The 21433-nt window shown below is 43.1% G+C and carries 19 protein-coding genes; 12 read left to right on the top strand and 7 right to left on the bottom strand.

Annotation, left to right across the window (positions count from 1 at the left end; translation table 11 throughout):
* Nucleotides 1–16 precede the first annotated feature (16 nt).
* Complete coding sequence (glpQ, locus tag R7Z50_RS11785; RefSeq protein ID WP_213867040.1) at nucleotides 17–1072, bottom strand: glycerophosphodiester phosphodiesterase; 1056 nt, start codon at nucleotides 1070–1072, stop codon at nucleotides 17–19.
* Nucleotides 1073–1128: 56 nt separating this feature from the next.
* Nucleotides 1129–2493 carry a glycerol-3-phosphate transporter gene (gene glpT, locus R7Z50_RS11780; RefSeq protein ID WP_005380199.1) on the bottom strand — a complete coding sequence of 455 codons (1365 nt, stop codon included), beginning with the start codon at nucleotides 2491–2493 and terminating at the stop codon, nucleotides 1129–1131.
* Between the two features lie 896 nt (nucleotides 2494–3389).
* Here glpT and R7Z50_RS11775 point away from each other — a divergent pair.
* The 5 genes from R7Z50_RS11775 to R7Z50_RS11755 all read left to right on the top strand — a co-directional run bounded on the left by R7Z50_RS11775 (nucleotide 3390) and on the right by R7Z50_RS11755 (nucleotide 9739).
* The gene (locus tag R7Z50_RS11775) at nucleotides 3390–4244 is read left to right on the top strand and encodes an MIP/aquaporin family protein (protein ID WP_005380195.1); all 855 of its coding nucleotides are present in this window, start codon (nucleotides 3390–3392) and stop codon (nucleotides 4242–4244) included.
* 59 nt (nucleotides 4245–4303) lie between these two features.
* The gene (glpK, locus tag R7Z50_RS11770; protein WP_005380193.1) at nucleotides 4304–5821 is read left to right on the top strand and encodes a glycerol kinase GlpK; all 1518 of its coding nucleotides are present in this window, start codon (nucleotides 4304–4306) and stop codon (nucleotides 5819–5821) included.
* 159 nt (nucleotides 5822–5980) lie between these two features.
* Nucleotides 5981–6772, top strand: coding sequence for a DeoR/GlpR family transcriptional regulator (locus R7Z50_RS11765; protein ID WP_005380192.1), 792 nt, complete (start codon nucleotides 5981–5983; stop codon nucleotides 6770–6772).
* 177 nt (nucleotides 6773–6949) lie between these two features.
* Complete coding sequence (gene glpD, locus R7Z50_RS11760; RefSeq protein ID WP_047102634.1) at nucleotides 6950–8509, top strand: glycerol-3-phosphate dehydrogenase; 1560 nt, start codon at nucleotides 6950–6952, stop codon at nucleotides 8507–8509.
* A gap of 276 nt (nucleotides 8510–8785) precedes the next feature.
* Complete coding sequence (locus tag R7Z50_RS11755; RefSeq protein WP_005391702.1) at nucleotides 8786–9739, top strand: CorA family divalent cation transporter; 954 nt, start codon at nucleotides 8786–8788, stop codon at nucleotides 9737–9739.
* Nucleotides 9740–9812: 73 nt separating this feature from the next.
* On the opposite strand, the gene R7Z50_RS11750 is transcribed toward R7Z50_RS11755, so the two are convergent.
* The gene (locus tag R7Z50_RS11750; protein ID WP_318149091.1) at nucleotides 9813–10997 is read right to left on the bottom strand and encodes an NnrS family protein; all 1185 of its coding nucleotides are present in this window, start codon (nucleotides 10995–10997) and stop codon (nucleotides 9813–9815) included.
* Between the two features lie 182 nt (nucleotides 10998–11179).
* On the opposite strand from R7Z50_RS11750, the gene R7Z50_RS11745 reads away from it, so the two are divergent.
* Nucleotides 11180–11731 (top strand): gamma-glutamylcyclotransferase family protein, encoded by a 552-nt coding sequence (locus R7Z50_RS11745; RefSeq protein WP_005391700.1) that lies wholly within the window; start codon nucleotides 11180–11182, stop codon nucleotides 11729–11731.
* 39 nt (nucleotides 11732–11770) lie between these two features.
* Here the strand turns inward: R7Z50_RS11745 and R7Z50_RS11740 are convergent, their stop codons facing one another.
* On the bottom strand, nucleotides 11771–12358 hold the full coding sequence (locus R7Z50_RS11740) for an outer membrane beta-barrel protein (RefSeq protein WP_005391699.1): 588 nt from the start codon (nucleotides 12356–12358) through the stop codon (nucleotides 11771–11773).
* A 427-nt stretch (nucleotides 12359–12785) separates the two neighbouring features.
* On the opposite strand from R7Z50_RS11740, the gene ebgR reads away from it, so the two are divergent.
* A complete protein-coding gene (gene ebgR, locus R7Z50_RS11735; protein ID WP_318149090.1) occupies nucleotides 12786–13772 on the top strand; it encodes a transcriptional regulator EbgR in 987 nt (328 codons plus the stop codon).
* 170 nt (nucleotides 13773–13942) lie between these two features.
* Here the strand turns inward: ebgR and R7Z50_RS11730 are convergent, their stop codons facing one another.
* Nucleotides 13943–14860, bottom strand: a complete 918-nt coding sequence (locus tag R7Z50_RS11730) for a LysR family transcriptional regulator (RefSeq protein WP_411979501.1) — start codon at nucleotides 14858–14860, stop codon at nucleotides 13943–13945.
* A gap of 112 nt (nucleotides 14861–14972) precedes the next feature.
* Here R7Z50_RS11730 and chrA point away from each other — a divergent pair, with 112 nt between their 5' ends.
* Nucleotides 14973–16112, top strand: coding sequence for a chromate efflux transporter (gene chrA / locus R7Z50_RS11725; protein ID WP_005380170.1), 1140 nt, complete (start codon nucleotides 14973–14975; stop codon nucleotides 16110–16112).
* 123 nt (nucleotides 16113–16235) lie between these two features.
* Here chrA and R7Z50_RS11720 read toward each other — a convergent pair whose 3' ends face one another.
* Complete coding sequence (locus tag R7Z50_RS11720) at nucleotides 16236–16880, bottom strand: helix-turn-helix transcriptional regulator (RefSeq protein ID WP_005380169.1); 645 nt, start codon at nucleotides 16878–16880, stop codon at nucleotides 16236–16238.
* Nucleotides 16881–17448: 568 nt separating this feature from the next.
* Here R7Z50_RS11720 and R7Z50_RS11715 point away from each other — a divergent pair.
* From R7Z50_RS11715 to R7Z50_RS11700, 4 genes are read left to right on the top strand one after another with little or no spacing between them, the layout of a single operon-like run.
* Nucleotides 17449–18378, top strand: a complete 930-nt coding sequence (locus R7Z50_RS11715) for a hypothetical protein (protein WP_005391691.1) — start codon at nucleotides 17449–17451, stop codon at nucleotides 18376–18378.
* Between the two features lie 20 nt (nucleotides 18379–18398).
* Nucleotides 18399–18722, top strand: coding sequence for a hypothetical protein (locus R7Z50_RS11710; RefSeq protein ID WP_005380167.1), 324 nt, complete (start codon nucleotides 18399–18401; stop codon nucleotides 18720–18722).
* A gap of 5 nt (nucleotides 18723–18727) precedes the next feature.
* On the top strand, nucleotides 18728–19405 hold the full coding sequence (locus R7Z50_RS11705) for a C39 family peptidase (protein WP_005380165.1): 678 nt from the start codon (nucleotides 18728–18730) through the stop codon (nucleotides 19403–19405).
* A gap of 54 nt (nucleotides 19406–19459) precedes the next feature.
* Nucleotides 19460–20026, top strand: coding sequence for a hypothetical protein (locus R7Z50_RS11700; protein WP_025768212.1), 567 nt, complete (start codon nucleotides 19460–19462; stop codon nucleotides 20024–20026).
* Nucleotides 20027–20250: 224 nt separating this feature from the next.
* Here R7Z50_RS11700 and R7Z50_RS11695 read toward each other — a convergent pair whose 3' ends face one another.
* The gene (locus R7Z50_RS11695) at nucleotides 20251–21246 is read right to left on the bottom strand and encodes a transporter (RefSeq protein WP_005380160.1); all 996 of its coding nucleotides are present in this window, start codon (nucleotides 21244–21246) and stop codon (nucleotides 20251–20253) included.
* Nucleotides 21247–21433: the final 187 nt, after the last annotated feature.

Here is a 21433-nt window from a genome sequence, read left to right as displayed (position 1 = left end):
AATGCGTGAGTGCTGATTACTGATTTAAAAAGCTGACCGCTTTATCTGGGAAATCAGTAAACAAACCATCCACTTTTACTTGGTTGTAGTACACATTCATCATGCCTTCAAAGCTGTCAGTGTACGCGGGAATGCGTCCTGGATCGGCGCGGAACGTGTATGGATGCACTTGCAAGCCAGCGTCTTTTGCAGCCTTCATCAACGGCTTGATGATGATATTGTCTTTAGTTGACTTATCATCCACCAGCATCGGCTTCCAAGGTCCAATTCCTTCCGCGTAACTCGCTACTTTCTTCATTCCGTCGGCTTCGAACATCCAGTCATAACTGTATGGTGTTGCCTTGTCGCCTTTGTACACCATAGTTTCGTTCCAGTCCGTGTAAGCCATAAGCTGAACGAGCTTTAAGTCCATGTCCATTGCAGGCATAAGTTCACTGTTGATGCGTTGAAGTTCATTCGCATCAAAACACTGAAGGTAGACTTTGTCGTCTTGAGAGCCGTAACCGTACTGCTTCAAGACTTTAAGTACTGCTTTAGAAATGTCCTTACCTTCATGACGATGGAACCAAGGCGCTTTAATTTCTGGGTAAATACCGATGTCATAACCCAGCGTTTTGTTTAAGCCTTGGATCAGCTCAATCTCTTCAGCAAACGTCGGCACGGTGAAATCAGATTTCCACATAGGGAATCGGGTTGGATAGCCCGCTACTTTGTTGCCTTTCTCATCGATGTTGAACCCTTCGGTAACTCGCAAGGATTTGATTTCCGCCAGAGTGAAATCAATCGCGTAATAACGACCATCTTTACGTGCACGATCAGGAAAACGCTCCGCAACATCCGTTACGCGATCGAGATAATGGTCATGCAACACGACCAACTGGTCATCTTTCGTCATTACCACATCTTGCTCTATGTAGTCAGGTTTCATTGCGTAAGCAAGTGCTTTGGCTTCTAGCGTGTGCTCAGGCAAGTAGCCCGATGCACCACGATGCGCAATGACAAGCGGCTTCGCAATCGCACCAGCAGAGAGGCTAAGTGCTAAAAAAGTAAGACATACTGACTTTGTTTTCATTGTTATTTCCTTGATAAAGCGAAGAGGCAGTATTCCACTGCCTCTTTAAATAAATATTACGCTAGCGCTTCCTTCTCGCGCTCTTTTTGCTCGTGGTGCGCACGTTCACCTAAGAAGGCGTACATCAAACACACGATAGAAGTAATACAAGAACCCACTAAGATGATAAAGCCACCATCCCAGCCAAAGTGGTCTACGGTGTAGCCCAAAATCGCGTTTGCGGCAACTGCCCCACCCAGGTATCCAAACAAACCAGTAAGACCAGCGGCAGTACCTGCGGCTTTCTTCGGAGCGAGTTCAAGTGCGTACAAACCGATCAGCATAACCGGACCATAGATTAGGAAGCCAATTGCAATAAGCGCCATCATATCTACTGTTGGGTTGCCTGCAGGGTTAAACCAATAAACCATCACTGCAACTGTCACTAGCACCATAAATAAGATACCAGCAGGTGCACGACGACCTTTGAACAATTTGTCAGAGATCCAACCACACAATAGTGTTCCTGGAATGCCAGCCCATTCGTATAAGAAATAAGCCCATGACGATTTATCTACCGAGAAATCCTTCGCTTCTTTTAGGTAAACAGGTGCCCAGTCCAGTACGCCGTAACGAATTAGGTAAACAAATGCGTTTGCAATTGCAATCGACCAAAGAAGTTTGTTGTTGAAGACGTATTTGAAGAAGATTTCCTTCGCTGTCATTTCTTGTTCATGGGACTTGTCATAGTCATCTGGGTAATCGTCTTTGTACTCTTCAATCGGAGGCAGACCACAAGACTGAGGGGTATCGCGAACCGTCATCCAAACAAACACAGCAACCAACGTGGCGAAAAATGCAGGAACATAAAATGCAGTGCGCCAATCATCATTAAATGCCCACAGGCCAAGAATAAATAGTGGACCAATCAAGCCGCCACCCACGTTGTGCGCCACGTTCCAAACCGAAACGATCTCACCACGCTCTTTACGTGACCACCAGTGCACCATGGTTCGGCCACAAGCAGGCCACCCCATCCCTTGGAACCAACCGTTCAAGAAAAGCAAAATGAACATCGCAGTGACGCTACCAGTCGCCCATGGCATAAAGCCAAAGCAAAACATCACTAATGCAGACATCAATAGGCCGCCACTAAGGAAATAGCGAGGGTTGGAGCGGTCTGAAACGCTGCCCATTAGAAACTTAGAGAGACCATATGCAATGGAAACAGCTGCCAAGGCGACACCTAAGTCTCCGCGGCTAAAGCCTTGCTCGATAAGATAAGGCATCGCCAAACTGAAGTTTTTACGAACTAGATAGTAACCGGCGTAGCCAACAAAGATACCGATAAAGAGTTGCCAACGGAGGCGAGAGTAGGTGCTATCGATGCTGCCAGGGGACAGACGATCAATGTGCGCCTTAGGTTTGAATATTCCAAACATAGGAACCTCATTATTTTGTATGCGATGGTAAAAACACAAAAGGAGCGAACGAAACAAAATAAATCTTCGTTCGAAAGTTCATGAATTGTATGGAGTTAGGATTTTATTTCTGTGACAAATGTTGCACATGGATTAAATATAAGTAAATACAGTAAATTATATGAGCATTAATTAGATCATCGTTCAACTTTACTCAAGATTCGTTAATATGAAACTGATATTCAAACCTCTCACTTGAGCATTCCAATTCGAAACCTTTGAAACAAAGGCTCGAATTAGAACATAAACTAACCGTAAAAAGGGCGATTTACGCCTGCCCTACTCGCTCCGAACCAACTAATAACTAAAAAGCTGAAAAACGATCACGTTTAGCATCAAACGAAATAAAAAAAACAATTTTTATTTGAATACAAGCCGAAGCAATGATTCACAAACACAAGACATTAACAGCGTTTATTCTCTTCTCAACTCATCCTATTGGTATCAATGGGATGACGATTTTTCTAAAAGTCCAAACATGACAGCGTATTTTTTTATATCACTGCTAGCCCTTGATACATTTGACATTCTCCTACTCCTTTAGGGTTAACTGCTGCACAAGTTCTGTGTAATAAATCTCCAAGCACGTAGCAGCTTCACAAAACTCCTCTTACCAGTTGTGCATTCTTTTTCACATCGGTAATTTGAGCGCTCTCAACACTGGCCTCGTGACAAATAAATTATTTTCGTTGTGTTCTTTTCCGGTTAAAAGATGCGCCATTTAACAAAAACGAAGACTTTGATTAACAAATTTATGCTCAAACGCTCATTTTTAACGCTCGTTTGTTTTCGCAAACGTTTATATATGCACAATAGTATCGTGCTAGACAGGCAAAAATGATCAAAGGACTTTTAACATGACAACGAACAAACACCCCTCTCTGCTTGGAGAATGTTTGGCCGAGTTTATCGGTACAGGACTACTTATTTTCTTCGGCGTAGGCTGTGTTGCAGCCTTAGTTCTAACAGGCGCATCATTTGGACAATGGGAAATCAGTATTGTATGGGGCTTCGGTGTCGCCATCGCTATTTACTGTACGGCTGGCGTCTCTGGTGCACACATCAACCCTGCCGTTACCATCGCACTTGCTATGTTCCATGGTTTTGATAAGGCGAAAGTGGTGCCATACATTATCGCTCAAATGCTTGGGGCATTCTGTTCTGCTGCATTGGTATACAGCTTATACAGCAACCTTTTCACCGACTACGAAATCGCTCATAACTTCGTTCGCAGCAGCCAAGATGCACTAGCAACTGCTGGTATCTTCTCAACCTATCCGCATGCCTCCCTCTCTTTCTTTGGTGCTTTTGCTGTGGAATTCGTTATCACTGCTGTGCTGATGTTTGCGATTCTGGCTCTGGGCGATGAAAATAACGGCGCGGCACGTGGCGCAATGAACCCTCTATTGATCGGTATTTTGATTGCCGTCATCGGTGGTTCACTTGGCCCACTAACAGGCTTTGCGATGAACCCCGCTCGTGACTTTGGACCGAAGCTGTTCGCTTACTTCGCAGGTTGGGATTACGCTCTGACAGGTGCTAAAGACATTCCTTACTTTATCGTGCCTTTACTTGCTCCGATTGCAGGTGCGTGTTTTGGTGGTTGGTTGTATCCAAAAGCGATTGCCGCTTACCTTCCACAACAAGGCCACGGTTGCACGATTCCAAACCAATGTGAGACGGAAGAAGAAACAGAAGAAGCTAGAGCTTAAAACTGACGTAACTCGAACATTTACTAAAATATAAATAACGAAACAAAAGGATTCTTACCATGACTGAGCAAAAATACATTGTTGCCCTAGACCAAGGTACAACAAGCTCTCGCGCAGTGATTCTTGATCACGATGCGAACATCGTAAGCGTCGCGCAACGCGAATTTACTCAGATTTATCCAGAAGCTGGTTGGGTTGAACATGATCCAATGGAGATCTGGGCAACACAAAGCTCTACCTTAGTAGAAGCTCTAGCTAAGTCTGGTATCCGTAGCGACCAATTAGCGGCTATCGGTATTACTAACCAGCGTGAAACGACTATCGTCTGGAACAAAGAAACCGGTAAACCCGTTTACAATGCGATCGTATGGCAATGTCGCCGTACTGCTGATATCTGTGAAGATTTAAAAGCACGCGGTCTCGAAAACTATGTACGTGACAACACTGGTTTGGTGCTTGACCCTTACTTCTCCGGTACCAAAGTTAAATGGATTCTGGACAATGTTGAAGGCGCACGAGAAGACGCAGAAGCAGGTAAGCTGTTGTTTGGTACTGTCGATACTTGGTTAGTTTGGAAGATGACTCAAGGTCGCGTTCACGTAACCGACTACACTAACGCATCGCGTACCATGCTGTTTAACATCAACGATCTATGTTGGGATCAAAAAATGTTAGATGAGCTTGGCATCCCAGCATCTATGATGCCAGAAGTGAAGCGCTCATCGGAAATTTACGGTAAAACCAACATCGGTGGTAAAGGCGGTACTCGTATTCCTATTTCTGGAATTGCAGGTGACCAACAAGCGGCGCTTTACGGCCAAATGTGTGTTGAAGCGGGTCAGGCGAAAAACACTTACGGCACGGGTTGTTTCTTGCTAATGAATACGGGCCAAGAAAAAGTCACTTCGACACATGGTCTTCTAACAACTTTGGCTTGTGGTCCTGCAGGCGAACCAGCTTATGCACTTGAAGGTGCCGTATTCATGGGTGGAGCTTCTATCCAATGGCTACGTGATGAATTAAAAATCCTAAACGGTGCAGAAGACTCTGAATACTTCGCGACAAAAGTGGATACATCAAACGGCGTTTATGTCGTGCCTGCATTTACTGGTTTAGGCGCACCATACTGGGATGCCTACGCACGTGGCACGATTGTCGGCCTTACTCGCGGCGTGAATTCAAACCATATCATCCGTGCAACATTAGAAGGCATCGCTTATCAAACTCGTGACGTACTGGATGCGATGCAAGCTGACTCAGGCATTAAGCTTGCGAACCTTCGCGTCGATGGTGGTGCAGTAGCGAACAACTTCCTCATGCAATTCCAATCCGATGTATTGAACACAGAAGTACACCGCCCTCAAGTAACTGAGGTTACCGCTCTTGGTGCAGCCTACCTTGCCGGCCTTGCCGTTGGTTACTGGGATAGCATTGATGAGTTGCAGAATAAAGCGGTACTTGATCGCACCTTTGAGCCACACGATGATGAAGAAAAACGCAATCGTCGTTACAAGGGCTGGAAACGTGCAGTGAAATGTGCACAAACCTGGTCTGAACTTCACGACGAAGAAGATTAATCTCATCTCCATAAGAAAAAAAGAGCGCCATTTGTGCGCTCTTTTTGCGCTTTATCCCCGATTCCTGAACTCGCTTACTTCTCACAACGAGCAAATTCGAGCACAATAGAGCTTCGAATTTGAAGCATTGGCCGTTACCAATGCACAAGGGAGTGGTAAGTGAAGCAAATACCTCGACACCAGCAGATTGTTGAGCTGGTGAAAAAACAAGGCTATGTCAGCACGGATGAGTTGGTAGAAAGATTCAATGTCAGCCCACAAACCATCCGACGCGATCTCAATGAACTCGCCGATGACAACAAAATTCGTCGTTATCACGGTGGAGCCACTATTCCTCTCAGTTCTGAAAACACATCTTACAACACGCGTAAAGCGCTCAACTTCAATGAAAAAGATGTCATTGCAGACGAGGTAGTCAAACACATTCCAGATGGTGCCACACTATTCATCGATATCGGCACCACACCAGAAGCAGTTGCGCGAGCGCTCAATAAAAACCATAAACAGTTGCGTGTTGTCACCAACAACATCAATGTTGCGACCATTCTTTTCCCTAACCCTGAAATCAAAGTCATCTTAGCGGGTGGAGAAGTCCGCAGCAGAGACGGCGGTATTGTTGGCGAGGCTACCCTCGATTTCGTTAAACAGTTCCGTCTCGACTTTGGTATTCTCGGCATTAGCGGTATCGACTTCGATGGCTCGCTATTAGACTTTGATTACCACGAAGTCCGGGTAAAACAAGCGATCATTGACAATAGCCGTAGTGTATTTCTTGCCGTAGACCACACCAAGTTCGGGCGCAATGCTATGGTGAAACTAGGCAATATTGCACAGCTCAACATGATCTTTACCAATAAGCAGCCACCAGAAGAAATCTTGTCAATTTTGAAGGAAGCTTCTATCCCACTTGAAGTGGTTGAAGCTAACGAATCAAACTCCGAAAACGAGTAACGTCAATCGTATAATTCCCCCTCAAATGACCTCTGTCTTAATTAGACAGAGGTTTTTTTTGTGTCTAAATCACACAAAACGCTCACAAACGAAAATAATAGATGATCACAAACGAAACCTGAGCTAGGATTACATTATGTTCTAAAATGCTCGTTCGCTCACCAAGAGGTCAAATTTATGAGTATACAAAATAATGCTTCCACTACTAGCTCATCCACTACCTTAGACTTGATCGTAATCGGTGGCGGCATTAACGGAGCTGGTATTGCAGCAGACGCAGCTGGCCGAGGTTTGAGTGTTGGCTTATACGAAGCAAATGACTTCGCATCTGCGACTTCTTCAGCAAGTTCTAAACTGATACACGGCGGTTTACGCTACCTTGAACACTACGAGTTTCGTTTAGTTTCGGAAGCGCTCGCAGAGCGTGAGGTTATTCTTCGTAAAGCACCACACGTCGCATTACCAATGCGTTTCCGTTTACCGCATCGCCCATTCCTACGCCCAGCTTGGATGATTCGTTGTGGCCTTTTCCTTTACGATAATTTGGGTAAACGTACGACGCTGCAAGGCAGTAAAACTGTCAACCTTGCGAAATCTGGCTTGCTAAAACCAGAGATGAAAACGGGTTTCGAATACTCTGACTGTTGGGTTGATGATGCGCGTTTAGTATTACTGAACGTTCTTGCGGCTCGCGAAAACCATGCTGAAGTGCGTAACTACTGCCGCGTGGAAAAAGCACACCGTGAAGGTGGTATCTGGCACGTTACTATTCACGATGTGATGACAGACCAACGTTTCGAACGTAAAGCTAAAGCATTAGTCAATGCAGCTGGTCCTTGGGTAAAACAGTTCTTTGATGATGGATTAGAGCAAGCCTCTCCTCGTAACATTCGCTTAATCAAAGGCTCGCACATCGTTGTCCCTCGTATCCACAACGAACCGCAAGCCTACATCCTTCAAAACAAAGACAATCGCATCGTATTTATGATTCCTTACTTAGATAAGTTCTCAATCATTGGTACAACAGATGTGGAATACAAAGGTGACCCACGCGAAGTGTCGATCTCAGATGACGAAGTCGATTACCTCATTGATATCGTAAACCAACACTTTGTCCACCAGCTGACTCGCGAAGATGTGGTTTGGACATACAGCGGTGTTCGTCCTTTATGTGACGATGAATCTGACTCTCCGCAAGCAATCACACGAGACTACACGCTAGAGCTCGATGCGGAATACGACCATGCACCTCTGCTTTCTGTTTTTGGTGGTAAGTTAACGACCTACCGTAAGTTAGGTGAAGCAGCAATGAAGAAACTTGCTCCGTTCCTACCTGAAATGGGTAAAGACTGGACGGCCAACCAAACCCTTCCTGGTGGTAACTTCAGCTGTAGTCGTGAACAATTAGCGAAACAAATTCATGCTAAATACACTTGGGCGCCAGAAGCATTGATTCTTCGTTATGTCACTCAGTTTGGTACCCAAACGTGGAACTTAATGGAAGGTACAACAAGTGAAGCTGACTTAGGACAAGCGTTCTCGACACAAGCCGGTGGTGTTTACCAACGTGAGATCGATTACTTAATGAACCATGAAATGGCAATGACCGATGAAGACATTTTATGGCGCCGTACTAAGCTTGGTCTTTACATGAACGAGGAAGAAAAACAGGCCTTAACGGACTATTTAAAGAAAAAGCTACAACAGAAAGTGGTTAATCTTTCTCAAGTTGGCTAACAGCTCCCCTCCCTCCCCCCACAATAAAGCCTGCTTAGTTGCAGGCTTTTTGTTTTGTTGTTTAAGCACAACACCTTGGTGCGCTCCACTCGATTGCAAATAAGAACAACTATTCATAGACATTTGGCATTAAATACAATCATACTCATTTGAAAAATAATGCATCAATGACTTCAGAGTACCGTACTCAGAGCATTGCCTCTGTATGGCAATGCAATTCTCGCGAAAGAAGTATCTTGAGGTTATTTTGGTATCGGCTCAAACAAGGAAAAGAAAATGGGTTTTATGATTGAACATTGGGACTTCTCAACCCCAGAAGCAACTCAACAATCCACCACGGCAGAGCAAATTCAAGCTAAGCATTGGTACCATTGCGAACGGCTGCATCCTGATATTCGTGGTTGGCTGGAGCAAAACCAAGTACCTCGAGCTACGGTTGATCATCTATTAGCCGACGAAAGTCGACCATCTTTCCATCCTTTGGATGACGAGAACTTCATGTTGATTTTACGAGGCGTCAATATGAACGGCAATGCATCACCAGAAGATATGCTTAGTATTCGAATTCTCTACTTTCAAGGCGCACTCATTTCAACTCGTAAAATTCCATCACGCGCGATCATGGAGATTCGCCAAGCATTAGCGGAACACAAAGGCCCAAAAAGTCTTGCCAGTTTACTTCATCAGATCATTGAAGGATTAAACAGTAAAATAGACATTTACCTTGATACGATTGAAGAAACACTAAACCAGTTCGACGTGAATGATGAGTCGACGTACAAACATATGGCGACTCAAAAAGCACTGATTTCTATCAAGCGTTTTATTCGCCCTCAGCAGTACGCTATCCGTGATCTTGTGGAGTCAGAATCAGAATTGATTGCTTTGAGACCTCATCAATATCGCTTCGCACACAATAATATTACGCGCATAAATGAAACACTTGAGTTTTATCTTGGAGAAGTGGCGCTTTTCCAAGAAGAGATCAAACATCATCGTGATGAGAAAACCAATAAAAACAGTTACCTGTTTACTTTGGTAGCAACGATTTTTCTACCAACCAGCTTCTTAACAGGTTTACTCGGTATCAATGTTGGTGGAATGCCAGGCGTGGAATCCACCATGGCATTCACCTGGTTCTGCATCGCCTTAATTGTCATTTTTGGTCTAGAGTGGTGGCTATTTAAACGCTTGGGGCTCACGAATAAAGCGGACGACGAAGACGAATAAACACTAAACCTATAAAGAACAAAAACCAAAAGAGGAGCACGCGGCTCCTCTTTTCTCTACTCACATTAGAATCTTATCCGGGGTGACCATCCACACGAGGGGTCACAAGCATCACACCAAAGCGCCACACAAATAGCCCAAACGCAACAATCCATAATCCACCGCTGATATCAATCCACAGTATCATGTTCGCTGGATCAAAGATCACGGCGAAACTGCGAACCAAAGCTGCCGCGGTAATCGCTGCAAACGCAAGGCTCATGTTTGGCCCTTTGTAGATCATGCGACCAGTATGTCCCATCGTCACCCGTGTAATCATCGCTAAAATCAAACCGCCTAACGCACCTATCGCAAACAGGTGAATGAGGTTATGGCTGGCAAATGCATCTCCCCAGACGCCTCGCAAAATTAAGCTTAGTGGTAAACACAAATACGCAGCATGCAGCGACCATACTAAAGGCTCGTTCAGGGTTAACCAAGGTTTCCAGCGAACAAAACGCACCAACTGAGCAACACCTGCAAATAGCATCAAACGACTACCTAGTTCTGCAAACGTCACAGGGAAAAAGCTCAGCACAAATAGCATTACCAATGGCAAGTTCGCGAACCACTCTAACCAAGCCAATGGTTGCGCTTTTTCGAAATTAAATCGACGCGCAGTAAAAAATGGAATTACACGTCCGCCCATCACTGACAACAGCAAGGTAAACCACCACAGCATTGCTTGCCACACCGCTGAAGAGCTAAAGGGCGGCATACCTTTTATCGTTGCGTAGCTTGCAAAGTTCGCAAAGATGGCTAAAAGAAACAGTGGAACGAAAAACAAATTACGCCAACCTTTGGCTCGATACACACGAATGCCCACCTCATAGGCGACAAACAGTAAAAATACCGCTTCAATACTGCTGGTTAACCATAACGGTGCAGGTGTCCAAAGCAAGATGCGGGGCACTAACCACAAGCCAAATAAAGCCAGAAGCATGTAATGCTTGGTACCATTAATGCCAGTCCAGTTTTGTACCGCGGTCAGTACAAAGCCAACTACAATGGCCATCGAAAAACCGAACAACATTTCATGTACATGCCACCACAATGCAGGCACAGCTAATGCGTTTGGCTGTCCGTCTTGGAACATCCACACCCACAACGCAATCGCAACAATGGCGTAAATCGCCCCAAACAGAAAAAACGGCCGAAAGCCTAATCGCAGCCATGCGGGGATTTTTTCTTCTACTTTTTTATCGGTGATATTCAGCATTATCTTGCCCTCAAGCGTCTCTCGATGCTGGTTAACTCAATTACATATTGATGCTACCATAAACATGTATAAAAAATACATGTTTATAATTGAGATTATACTTAAGAGGTAAAGTTGTGCTTCAGATGCGGGTTAGGTATAAACATGAGAGGCACAACTATCAGTTAAGGGATGCAACGGCAATGTACATATTTGGCTATGGCAGTTTGATTAATTCTGCGTCGCGTAAGTTAACCGGACAAACGGGAGAAGCCATTCCCGTCATTGCTCATGGACTGGTGCGCTACTGGGGAAAGATTGATGACAGCTATACTCTGTCTCCTCTGGTTGTGAACCAAGGCGATGGGCAGGTTAATGGCGTTTTACTCGAAGTAAATGAAGAAGCGCTCGCAGAATTCGATCGCCGTGAGCGAGGTTATCATCGTATTCAACTTCAGCCAGATCAAATCGAAACAGATGCGAGCTTTAACCAAGAACATGACATTTGGGTTTACGTAAAAGACGAGCCACTACCACCATGCGCAAAGAGCCCAATCATGCAAAGTTATGTTGATACCGTACTGGCAGGTTGCTTGGAAGTTTCCCACGCGTTTGCAGAGCATTTTGTGCGTCACACCATTGGCTGGCAACACGCGAAAGAAAATGACCGCCACCAACCCAAATATGGCAACCTTGCAGGCGTACAAGAGCACCATTATGAGTTGATTGATAATCTGATCAAAAAAGGAGCCTAGCGGCTCCTTTTTAGTATCTATATTTTTGCTTACGCGATCTTAAAACTTGTAATCAACGCCAACGTACAGGCTGTCAAAATCAAAATCTTCGCTGCCACCGTTTTCGGCATCAATACTTACCGAAGAAGCACGGTAGCCACCAGATACAACCAAACCTGAAGAAAACTCATAACCAGCCTCAACACCGTAGTTAAAGCCTACATCACGACCATCATCGGTAACAGTGCTAGATGATTTCACTTCATAAGAAACACTCATTACACCAAGGCCAGCAATCGCACCAACATAGAAGCCTGTACCTGCAAATTGGTATTTAGGCTTCGCATTGAAATTGAACGCAGAAGCATCAACACTAAATTTAACCGGCCACCCCATGTAAGAAAATGTTTCTTCAAAGTCGCCAAAGTATATGTACTCACCTTCAAAAGCTAGTTTGAAGTTTTCTGAATATTGAAGCTCTTTACCTACAGCCAGGCTAAGACCTGTCGCAGAAAAATCTTTTGACAAGCTTTTAACTTTAAGATCTGAATTTACCAAATCAGCACCAACATACCAGTCACCTTTTGCTTGAACTGATGCTGAAGCAACCACTGCACCTAAAGCCAATAATGGCAATACTTTTTTCATTATAATTTCCTAATTTTTCATACTGTTAGACAGCTTTTAAAAGCGCGGAGATTATAAATAGAGTCGAATACTTTCCTATTGATTTGTTTATAAAATGAGACACAAAACATAAACATGAACAATAAAACGTTTGCTTGATTAAACTCTAAACAGCTCGAGTCCTATTAAGTACTAGAGTTACCACAAGTAGCAAGTTTCCAAACCAGTCGCGTTTTTCAGTATTTTTACAGCAATATAATCCTTACGTTTACGGCTTTATTTATTACTCAATAGAGTGTATTTCATGAAAACAAGTTGGCTTGATATGCTGATTTAAAGTGTTTAGGACTGTCTTACTAAAGGTTTGTGCATCTCTAAGTAGCTGTTTAAAATAGTCAGATTATTGAGCTCACACTTGGGCAGTGAGCAGTGCCGACGGGAAATTTACATGGCAAAGCTAAAAGATATCGCCATTGAAGCGGGCGTCTCACTTGCAACCGTATCGCGGGTTTTGAACAACGACCCAACGTTGAGCGTTAAAGAAGAAACCAAATACCGCATTTTGGAAATTGCAGAAAAACTGGAGTACCGCACCAGTAGCTCGAAGAATGGCATCAAAGAAGTTAAGCAAAAACATCACTTTTTAGCCTTATATAACTACAAACAAGAAACAGAGGTGAATGACCCTTACTACTTATCAATTCGTCATGGGATTGAAACGCAATGCGACAAATTAGGTATTACGCTAACCAATTGCTATAACAGTGAAATTGATGTTGAAACGAAAAAGATAACAGGTGTCCTTTTAGTCGGAAATGTCGACCAAAAGGTAGTAGATAAATTACCTAAACGTCTAGCCGATAGCATTTGCTACATAAACTTTTCAGATCCAACCTGCCCTTATGATTGCGTTGATGTCGACCTTATTCGAATCAGTAGGCAAGTAGTTGATTTCTTTGTACAACGAGGCCACCGCCGCATCGGTTATATTGGCGGTCAAGACAAGCACGACGCAGCTGACACTCGTGAAAATGTGTTTTTGGACTATGGCTATCTAAAAGGCGTGGTCGCAGAACATGATATACACTATTGTGCCTGCTCTAGTTTGTCCGGTTATAACTTAGCGAAAGAGATGCTAGCCAAAGGTGACTTCCCGAAAGCAGTATTCATTGATTCAGACTCCATCGCGATTGGCATAGTACGTGCAATCCATGAATTTGGCTTAAAGATACCAGAGGATATTACGCTGATTAGTATGAATGATATTCCTACTGCTCGCTTTACCTTTCCGCCGTTGTCTACAATTCGTATTCACTCTGAGTTGATGGGAACTCAGGGAGTGAACTTACTAGTGGAAAAATACCGAGATGGACGCTTACTCCCTCTTCATGTATACGTTCAAACAGAGCTTAAACTACGTGGTACAACTCAATGATACCTTTTCCATTAATCTCTTTTATGAATTAAACCTGGAACATCCCCCCCTAACCCAAGATATTCATTTTGCACAATCAGTACTGTTTCGGCGTAACGCCGATAACTCAGCGGGTAGTAAGAAGTTCAACAACAAATCACTCTAAGCACCATGAGTGCCCCAAATGTTTATCATTTAGAGGTGATGGTCGAAGAAACCAACTCGCGTAGCCAAATGCCTTTGTCTTCATTGTTTCGGCTGGAATGCCACAGCATGGCAATATCAAAATCCGCAACGGCGATCGGCGGCTTAACAGTAATGAGATCGTCCGAAAAGCCCTCCGCCAACGCCATTTTTTCTGGCACGATGGCAATGAGAACGCGCTTTTTCAATAGATGCCGAATAGTGAGAAAGTTGCGCGACGCCACGGTGACTTTGCGGCTCAAGCCATGTTCTGCGAGCTTTTGGTCTACTTGTGTCTTTAAGCTCCCATCGGGACTTACCAGAGCTTGCTCGATGTTCGCGAACGCTTCCAGAGACAGCTGTGTTTCCCCTTTCAACACCTGTTTATCACACATGCACACGTGTTTTTCGGTGTACAAGTACAAGCTCTCAAAGTTGTCATCCAACACCGGCATGCTGCCAATAATGACATCGAGCTTTTCGTGCTCAGTTAATGCCACGTAGTTGCTACGATTGACGTTAATAAAACTGATCTGCGCCTCTGGGGCGCGCTGGCGTATTTCGTCATAAAGCCGAGGAGCAAAGATAAACTCGGCATAATCCGTTAACCCGATGCGACATACACCCGCGTAATTTTCAGGTTGGAAGGCAGACTTAGTGAGCAAGTCTTTGGCGATAGAATCCAACAAGTGATGCACAGTTGGCGCGATGTGGTGAGCGTGCTCGGTGGGCTCCATCTTGTGCCCTTTTCGCTCAAAAAGCGGGTCGTCAAACAACAACCTTAAACGAGACAAACTATGACTCATCGCCGACTGGCTAACGTAACTTTTCTCTGCCGCGACGCTAACGCTTCGATAACGATACAAGTAGGAAAACGTCACCAATAAGTTCAAGTCAATGTTGCGCCACTGAATGTCCTCTTTCACTCCAACATCCTCATCCCATTTCATTCATAGATGAAATTAAAATCATCAATTTGAGTCATTTTAGAGCATTCGATAAATTAGCAACAATGCTTTTTAGATAAACAGGCTCGACATGTTCACCATATTCAAAACTTTTTTCTGGCTGGGTTGGTTCAGCTTCGGCGGCCCGGCGGCTCATATTGGTTATTTTCGCCAAACCTTTGTTGAGAAACTGAAATGGCTTGATGACAGCGAGTACGCGCAAATTGTCGCGCTCAGTCAGTTTTTGCCGGGACCGGGCTCAAGCCAAGTTGGCTTTGCTTTAGGCTATAAACGTGGCGGTTTAGGTGGCGCATGCGCAGCATTTGTCGGATTCACGCTTCCTTCAGTGGTCATCATGTTGGCGCTGGCGATGGTGAGCAGCCAAATCACCGACACCGCAGTGTTCCAAAACATCGTTCACGGCCTAAAACTGCTCGCAGTCGTCGTCGTGGCGGATGCGACTTGGGGCATGTACAAAAACTTCTGCCAAAGTAAACTGACCGCGGGTTTGTGCGTCGCGACTGCGATTGCGTTGCTGGTGGCACCAAGCATCATGACGCAAATGTTCGTGTTGATCGCAGCAGGTTTTGTCGGAATGCGATATCTGAAGAAAGACTCCGCGCCATCAGCCGAGTCGTTTAAACCGTCTATCGCGCCATTAGCTCTATTTGCGATGCTTTTACTCGGCTTACCGTTAGTGGCTCATACGTTACCTTTGCTTGGGCTGTTTAGTGATTTTTTCCAAGCTGGTAGCTTAGTGTTTGGTGGCGGTCATGTGGTTCTGCCGCTTCTGCAAAACATTGTTGGCGACCAGCTCAGCCAAGATGCATTTTTAACAGGCTACGCCGCTGCACAAGCTGTACCGGGGCCAATGTTCACCTTTGCTACTTTTATCGGTTATGAGCTTTCGGATACGCCAATTTTAGGCGCTCTGATCGCAACGCTTGGCGTATTCCTCCCTGGGTTTCTTTTACTACTTGGCGTTCTTAAGAACTGGCAAGCACTGGCAGGCAAACCGCTGGTCTCCGGCGCCATCAACGGTGTAAATGCCTCGGTAGTAGGGTTACTACTCGCGGCACTTTACCAGCCAGTATTTAGCAGCGCAGTTGTTGCTCCCATCGACATGGCGTTAGTGATTGCGGGTTTCTATCTACACAAAAAGCTCAACCTTTCGGTACTATGGATGATCGTGTTTTTTGTGGCAGCAGGCCTTGTCACGGGCATGATGTAGCCTGCTGATACGCCAACTATTGAATCTAGATAAACCACGGGCACTCAAATACGAGTGCCCTTGCTTAGATTAGATAGTGAAAACGGAACAGACCCCGATAAAAAGAGCATCACAAATTATGACTTAACTTCTCTCGGTTAAGCCATTGTTCATTCTTACCAACTTAACTGCATCATGACGAGAATGGACATCGAGTTTTTTGTACAACTTGTATATATGGCTTTTCACTGTACTTTCAGATAAAAAAAGTCTTGAAGCAATTTGTTGATTTGAAATGCCGTACACAAGTAGCTCTAGAATCTGTTTTTCTCTGCATGTTAACTCATCATGCTGCTGTTCTTCGGACAAATTTGCATGCCGATAATTGAGGACTAACTTCTCTAGGTACATTCTTGGTAGCCACAACCCACCTTTCAGTACGTATTCCGCGCCATCACATATATGTGTCACTGATGCACTTCGGAGCAAAATTCCTTTTAACAACTTCCAATGCAGTAAGTCCGTTTGTACTTTTTCACAAGGGACGTTGTGAAGCATAAAGGACCACCCAAATAGATCAAAATCTGGTAACTTTCCTTGTACTTCAAGCTGACGCATAAAATCGTAATCAATAAACATCAAATCGATACTGAGTGAGTGACTTCTGAACACCACTTCATCTGGTTGCATTATCTTTACATCGACATCATGAATGGAAGACAGCTGTTTTTTTATTAAGTTACTTTGTAAATTACTCTCAGCTAGCAGTATCAAGTGCTTCTTTTCCATAGTCCCACCACATTAACTTACCTGTTTCACCAACCCCCGTTAGAAAATTAATTGGAGGCAGCAAAGAGAATTTATCTTCATTTTAAGTAGAAAATATAGCACTTCAGAATGATATCGCATTGCTTTTCAGCACCGAAAAAGACTTAAAAAGTATGAACCTGTTGTGTTTTTATCCATACTTTTCAACCTGTGTTAGCATAAGGATATGATTTATAATATTAAATAATAAAGATAATAATTGGATAAAATGCCATTTATAAAAAATGGATGACTGCTCCGCTCAGTGCAATAGAACAAATTACTTCTTTATATTGGCTTCATTTCATACTTGATGAGTACTTAAAGTAAATACAAAAAATAACATTATGATTATGTTATTTTTTTCTTTAATACTTTAAATAGACGTACCTAAATACTCCCTTCCAGCCTGAATCATTCTCAATAATGAGAACAGCTTTCACTGATCCTTTCTTATAATTTCATCGCTTCCCACAACATTTGAAGGAAGCAGCAAGAAGTTAAGTGCAGTCATTTTTAATCAGGAATAACAGGAAATGGAGTAATCGTTATGACTCTAAACAAAACAGGGCTTGCTTTAGCAATGTCAGCAATTTTATTTAGTGGCTCTCTAATCGCGAATGAGATCGATGATGGAGACGACAACATGCAATGGACTGACAGCGCTAATACCGATATCGGTTTATCTGGCAGCTTCAATGATAACAGTGACAATAGCGCATCTCTCGGTGTTGGTGATAGCTTCAACGACAACAGCGATAATAGTGCGTCACTAGGTATTGGTCATAGCTTCAACGACAACAGCGACACTGACAACAGTGCAACTCTTGGTGTTGATGACAGCTTTAATAACAACAGCGACAACTCAAACTCGAGCACTAACACAGCTCAAAGCCACAACGACAATAGTACGTCTAACGCTAACGACAACAGTACCAGTGCTGATCTTGATGTGAGCCTAAATAGTGATAGTAGTGACTCAAGTACTAACACAAATAGAAGCCACAACGACAACAGCGACTCTAGTACTACTGTAAGACGTAGCAACAACGACAACAGTGACTCTAGTATCAACAGTAGCTTTAACGATAACAGCGATAATCGTAATCAAAGCGACAACCGTAACCAGAGTGATAACCGTAGCTACGCTGATTCAAGCACAACAAACTCGAACAGCTTTAACGACAATAGTAACTATCAAAGTGACTCGAGCTCAACAAATGTTGATAGCTTCAATCAAGTCCATATGGATACAGATATGGTTGTTGCGAGCTCAAGCCTAATGGGTGGTGTTACAGGTGCATCAGTTATTTATGCAACTAACGCGGATGATACTCGAGTTCGAGTTGAAAACATGAACACCCTTGGTGGTCTTGGTGGTGCAGCTGGTATTACTACCGTTGGTCAAAATGCTGGTTCAAATTCACTTGTACAACAATCTGTTACAACTAATGCAAGTGTGTTTACTGGGGGTGAGTAACCGACTAGTAGGAGAAAGCGATGCGTTTGGCAATCTGTACTTTGAGTATGATAGTTGCCTGCACTGCACTCGCTGATGACATTGCATTATCTGGCGGAGAAGTTAGCTTGGATATCATGAATGAATCAAGAGGTGGACAAAATGTTGAACTCGACTTGGTTTATGCAGAATCAGATATCAATGGTATTTCGTCAGATAATGTCGCGTCAAACACCGTGAGTGGTAACAATATACTATCAAGTGGAGCGTTCGCAGACAGTTCGGGTATATCCAACGTAATTCAGAACAGCGGAAACAACGTTTTAATCCAGAACTCTACCGTCGTTAACCTGACACTCAAGTAAACAATATGAAAGTATTAAATAACTTAATTTGGCTGATGCTCGTTTATTCAGCATCAGCCATTTCATTAGAACTGCTACCTTACCGAGCACATTACTCTGTTCCTGTTAAAAGCTACAAAGAAATAGTGTTCGGTGATGTTTTTCGCCAACAGTATGACTTCAGCTGTGGCTCTGCCGCCCTGGCTTCTCTTCTCACTTTTCATTATGCAACAGAGTCATCTGAACAAGATATCTTCAAAAGCATGTTTGAAAAAGGTGATAAAGAAAAAATCAAAGAGAAAGGTTTTTCTTTGTTGGATATGAAGTTTTACTTGGATTCCATAGGGTTACGTTCTGACGGCTTTCAAGTAGGACTGGAGAAAATTAAAGAAGTCGGCGTCCCTGGGATTACTCTCGTTAATTTCGACGGGTATATGCATTTTGTTGTCATCAGAGGTATAAACAATCACTCAGTTATTCTAGGAGACCCTTCTAGAGGAACCATGATAATGAAACTGGATGAGTTTGAAAAATATTACCAAGGAATTGTGTTACTGGTCCGTAACGAAGCGGAAATGGGACGGTCTAGCTTTATAACCAATGATAATTTCACCGTATATCAAAGATCACCATTAAAAACAGGAGTGTCTAGAGATTCCTTAGGGGTATTTAGCATTACTCTCCCAGTTTCCGGTGAAAATTAATATAACATTGTTTTAAATAACTTTAAGAACTTAACAACCTGAAAGGCCTACATTATGAACTACAATAAATTTTTGTTAGTGCTTTGTATGCTAATACCTCATTTTAATGTGAATGCTAAAGATGTTGGCCTGCAAGAACTTACTCCTCTTTCAAATTTATCTTTAGAAGAATATCGAGGTGGTTTCCAAATTACGGACGAGTATATTATTAATATTGGATTAAGCATTACTACGACTATAAATGGCGATGATATTTTGAACACAAATATTGCCAACTTAGTAATTGAAAATGGTAATTTAAAAAACATTAGCGCAAATAGTGAAAATCAAAGTGGAGATGTTTTCAACCAGGGTATTGTTAACATCATACAATTTGGTGAAGGCAATATTATTGGAGATGATTCTATAGATTCACCCAAAATGCCTTCGTCTCAAAATCCTAATATAATAAGTTCAGACTTTATAAATTCAAGTATTATAAATATTATTCAAAACACGAAAGATAACAGTATTATTGGACTTAGCACGCTCGTAGACATTGATGCTCAAGTAAATGGGGTAATACGGGAAATCAAAGCAAACCAACAATTAGAAGACGCCTTATTGAACCACCTTCAATGAGCATTTCCATTTTTATCTGAAAAATTGTCACGTTAAGCTTCTTTGATATTAGAAACGACTGATATCTATGATTACATACCAAAAGAAAGTTCGATATATCAATAGGCCACCATCATTTTAAGAATATATACCTACTTTATCCAATATAATCCAATCAATTTATAATGCGAACACTAGGCGCTAACGATAAATTAGGCCCAAGACTCAAGGGCCTAATATCCATTTTACAAATTAAAAGGTACTCGTACTGTTAATTGAAAGTCGGGAGTATCTTCTGTAAGACCAGCTTGAGCACTAACATTGATAGATGAGCGTTCACTAAAGGCATAGTTTATACCAAAAGTTAATGCATCTAATTGAAGCAACTTAGCATCATCTGCCGATCTGCCATTTACTTTGCTTTTTAAAATAGTTTTATGGCTAAGTCCTAAAGAGAATGAAAGATCAGGATTCACCGCAAACCCCATTCCCCCTGAAAGAGAAATAGTGTCTCCAAGTTCAACATCAGCTTTTGTATCGCCAACTGTAACAGTATCCTCTAAGTTATAAATATAACTTAGACTAGCGAACAAGACCGCAGGATCAACAGGGTGAATAAGAGATAAATTAGGCTCAAAACTCCAAAAACCCGAACCTGTAGGGACATCACTAAATGAGTTGCTTCCATCTTCAATAGAAACATCATAAGGCGATCGTCCTGTATCCGACTTTACTCTAAGGCCACCTACCCAGTATGGCGCAGACTCAAAGTTAAACTGGTGCCTCAATGCGAACTCTACATCACCAAGCCCTCCGCCATCCACCGTTGTGTTTACTACTTCACTGTTTGAACCATCTTGAATGGGGCGCGTAGAAACTTGGTCATTACGATACACATACGGCACTCTAACTTCTAACTCTGTGGCGTTTGTTAAACCGTACCGAGCAGTTAATCCAACGGTTACTGTAGTCCTATCCGAATCACTCACTTCAATTCGCCCAACAATCAGAGTTGGTAAGACTGTATACCCAACAACAGATACTTTGTTTGAAGAGTTTTGTGTATAGCTTAAAGACGAATCAAATGACCATTTACCTTTAGGTGTGAGAACGCCTGGGCGCTCAATAACATCACCAACCGTTTGGGCGCGCTGAGGAATATCATCTCCTTCAGCACCATATGCATTCCCCGCAATGAATAAACTACAAAGATAGGTACCCAGTAAAGTCTTCCGTAACATCACATCTTTCCTTTTGCTGATGATCGTACCCAAGTAATCTCAGGCAATAGCTTGAGGTGAAGCTCCTAACTTTCCAAAGTAAGATTAGTATAGCTACTTCAAAACCACGACATACCTTTAAGTTTGGCGCTTTGAAGAAATTAGGAGACATTTATACTTATCTTCAACACTAAGCCACTAGTTAATA

Source organism: Vibrio sp. 1249-1 (genome assembly GCF_033340495.1).
This window is presented reverse-complemented; position numbering and strand designations above follow the sequence as displayed.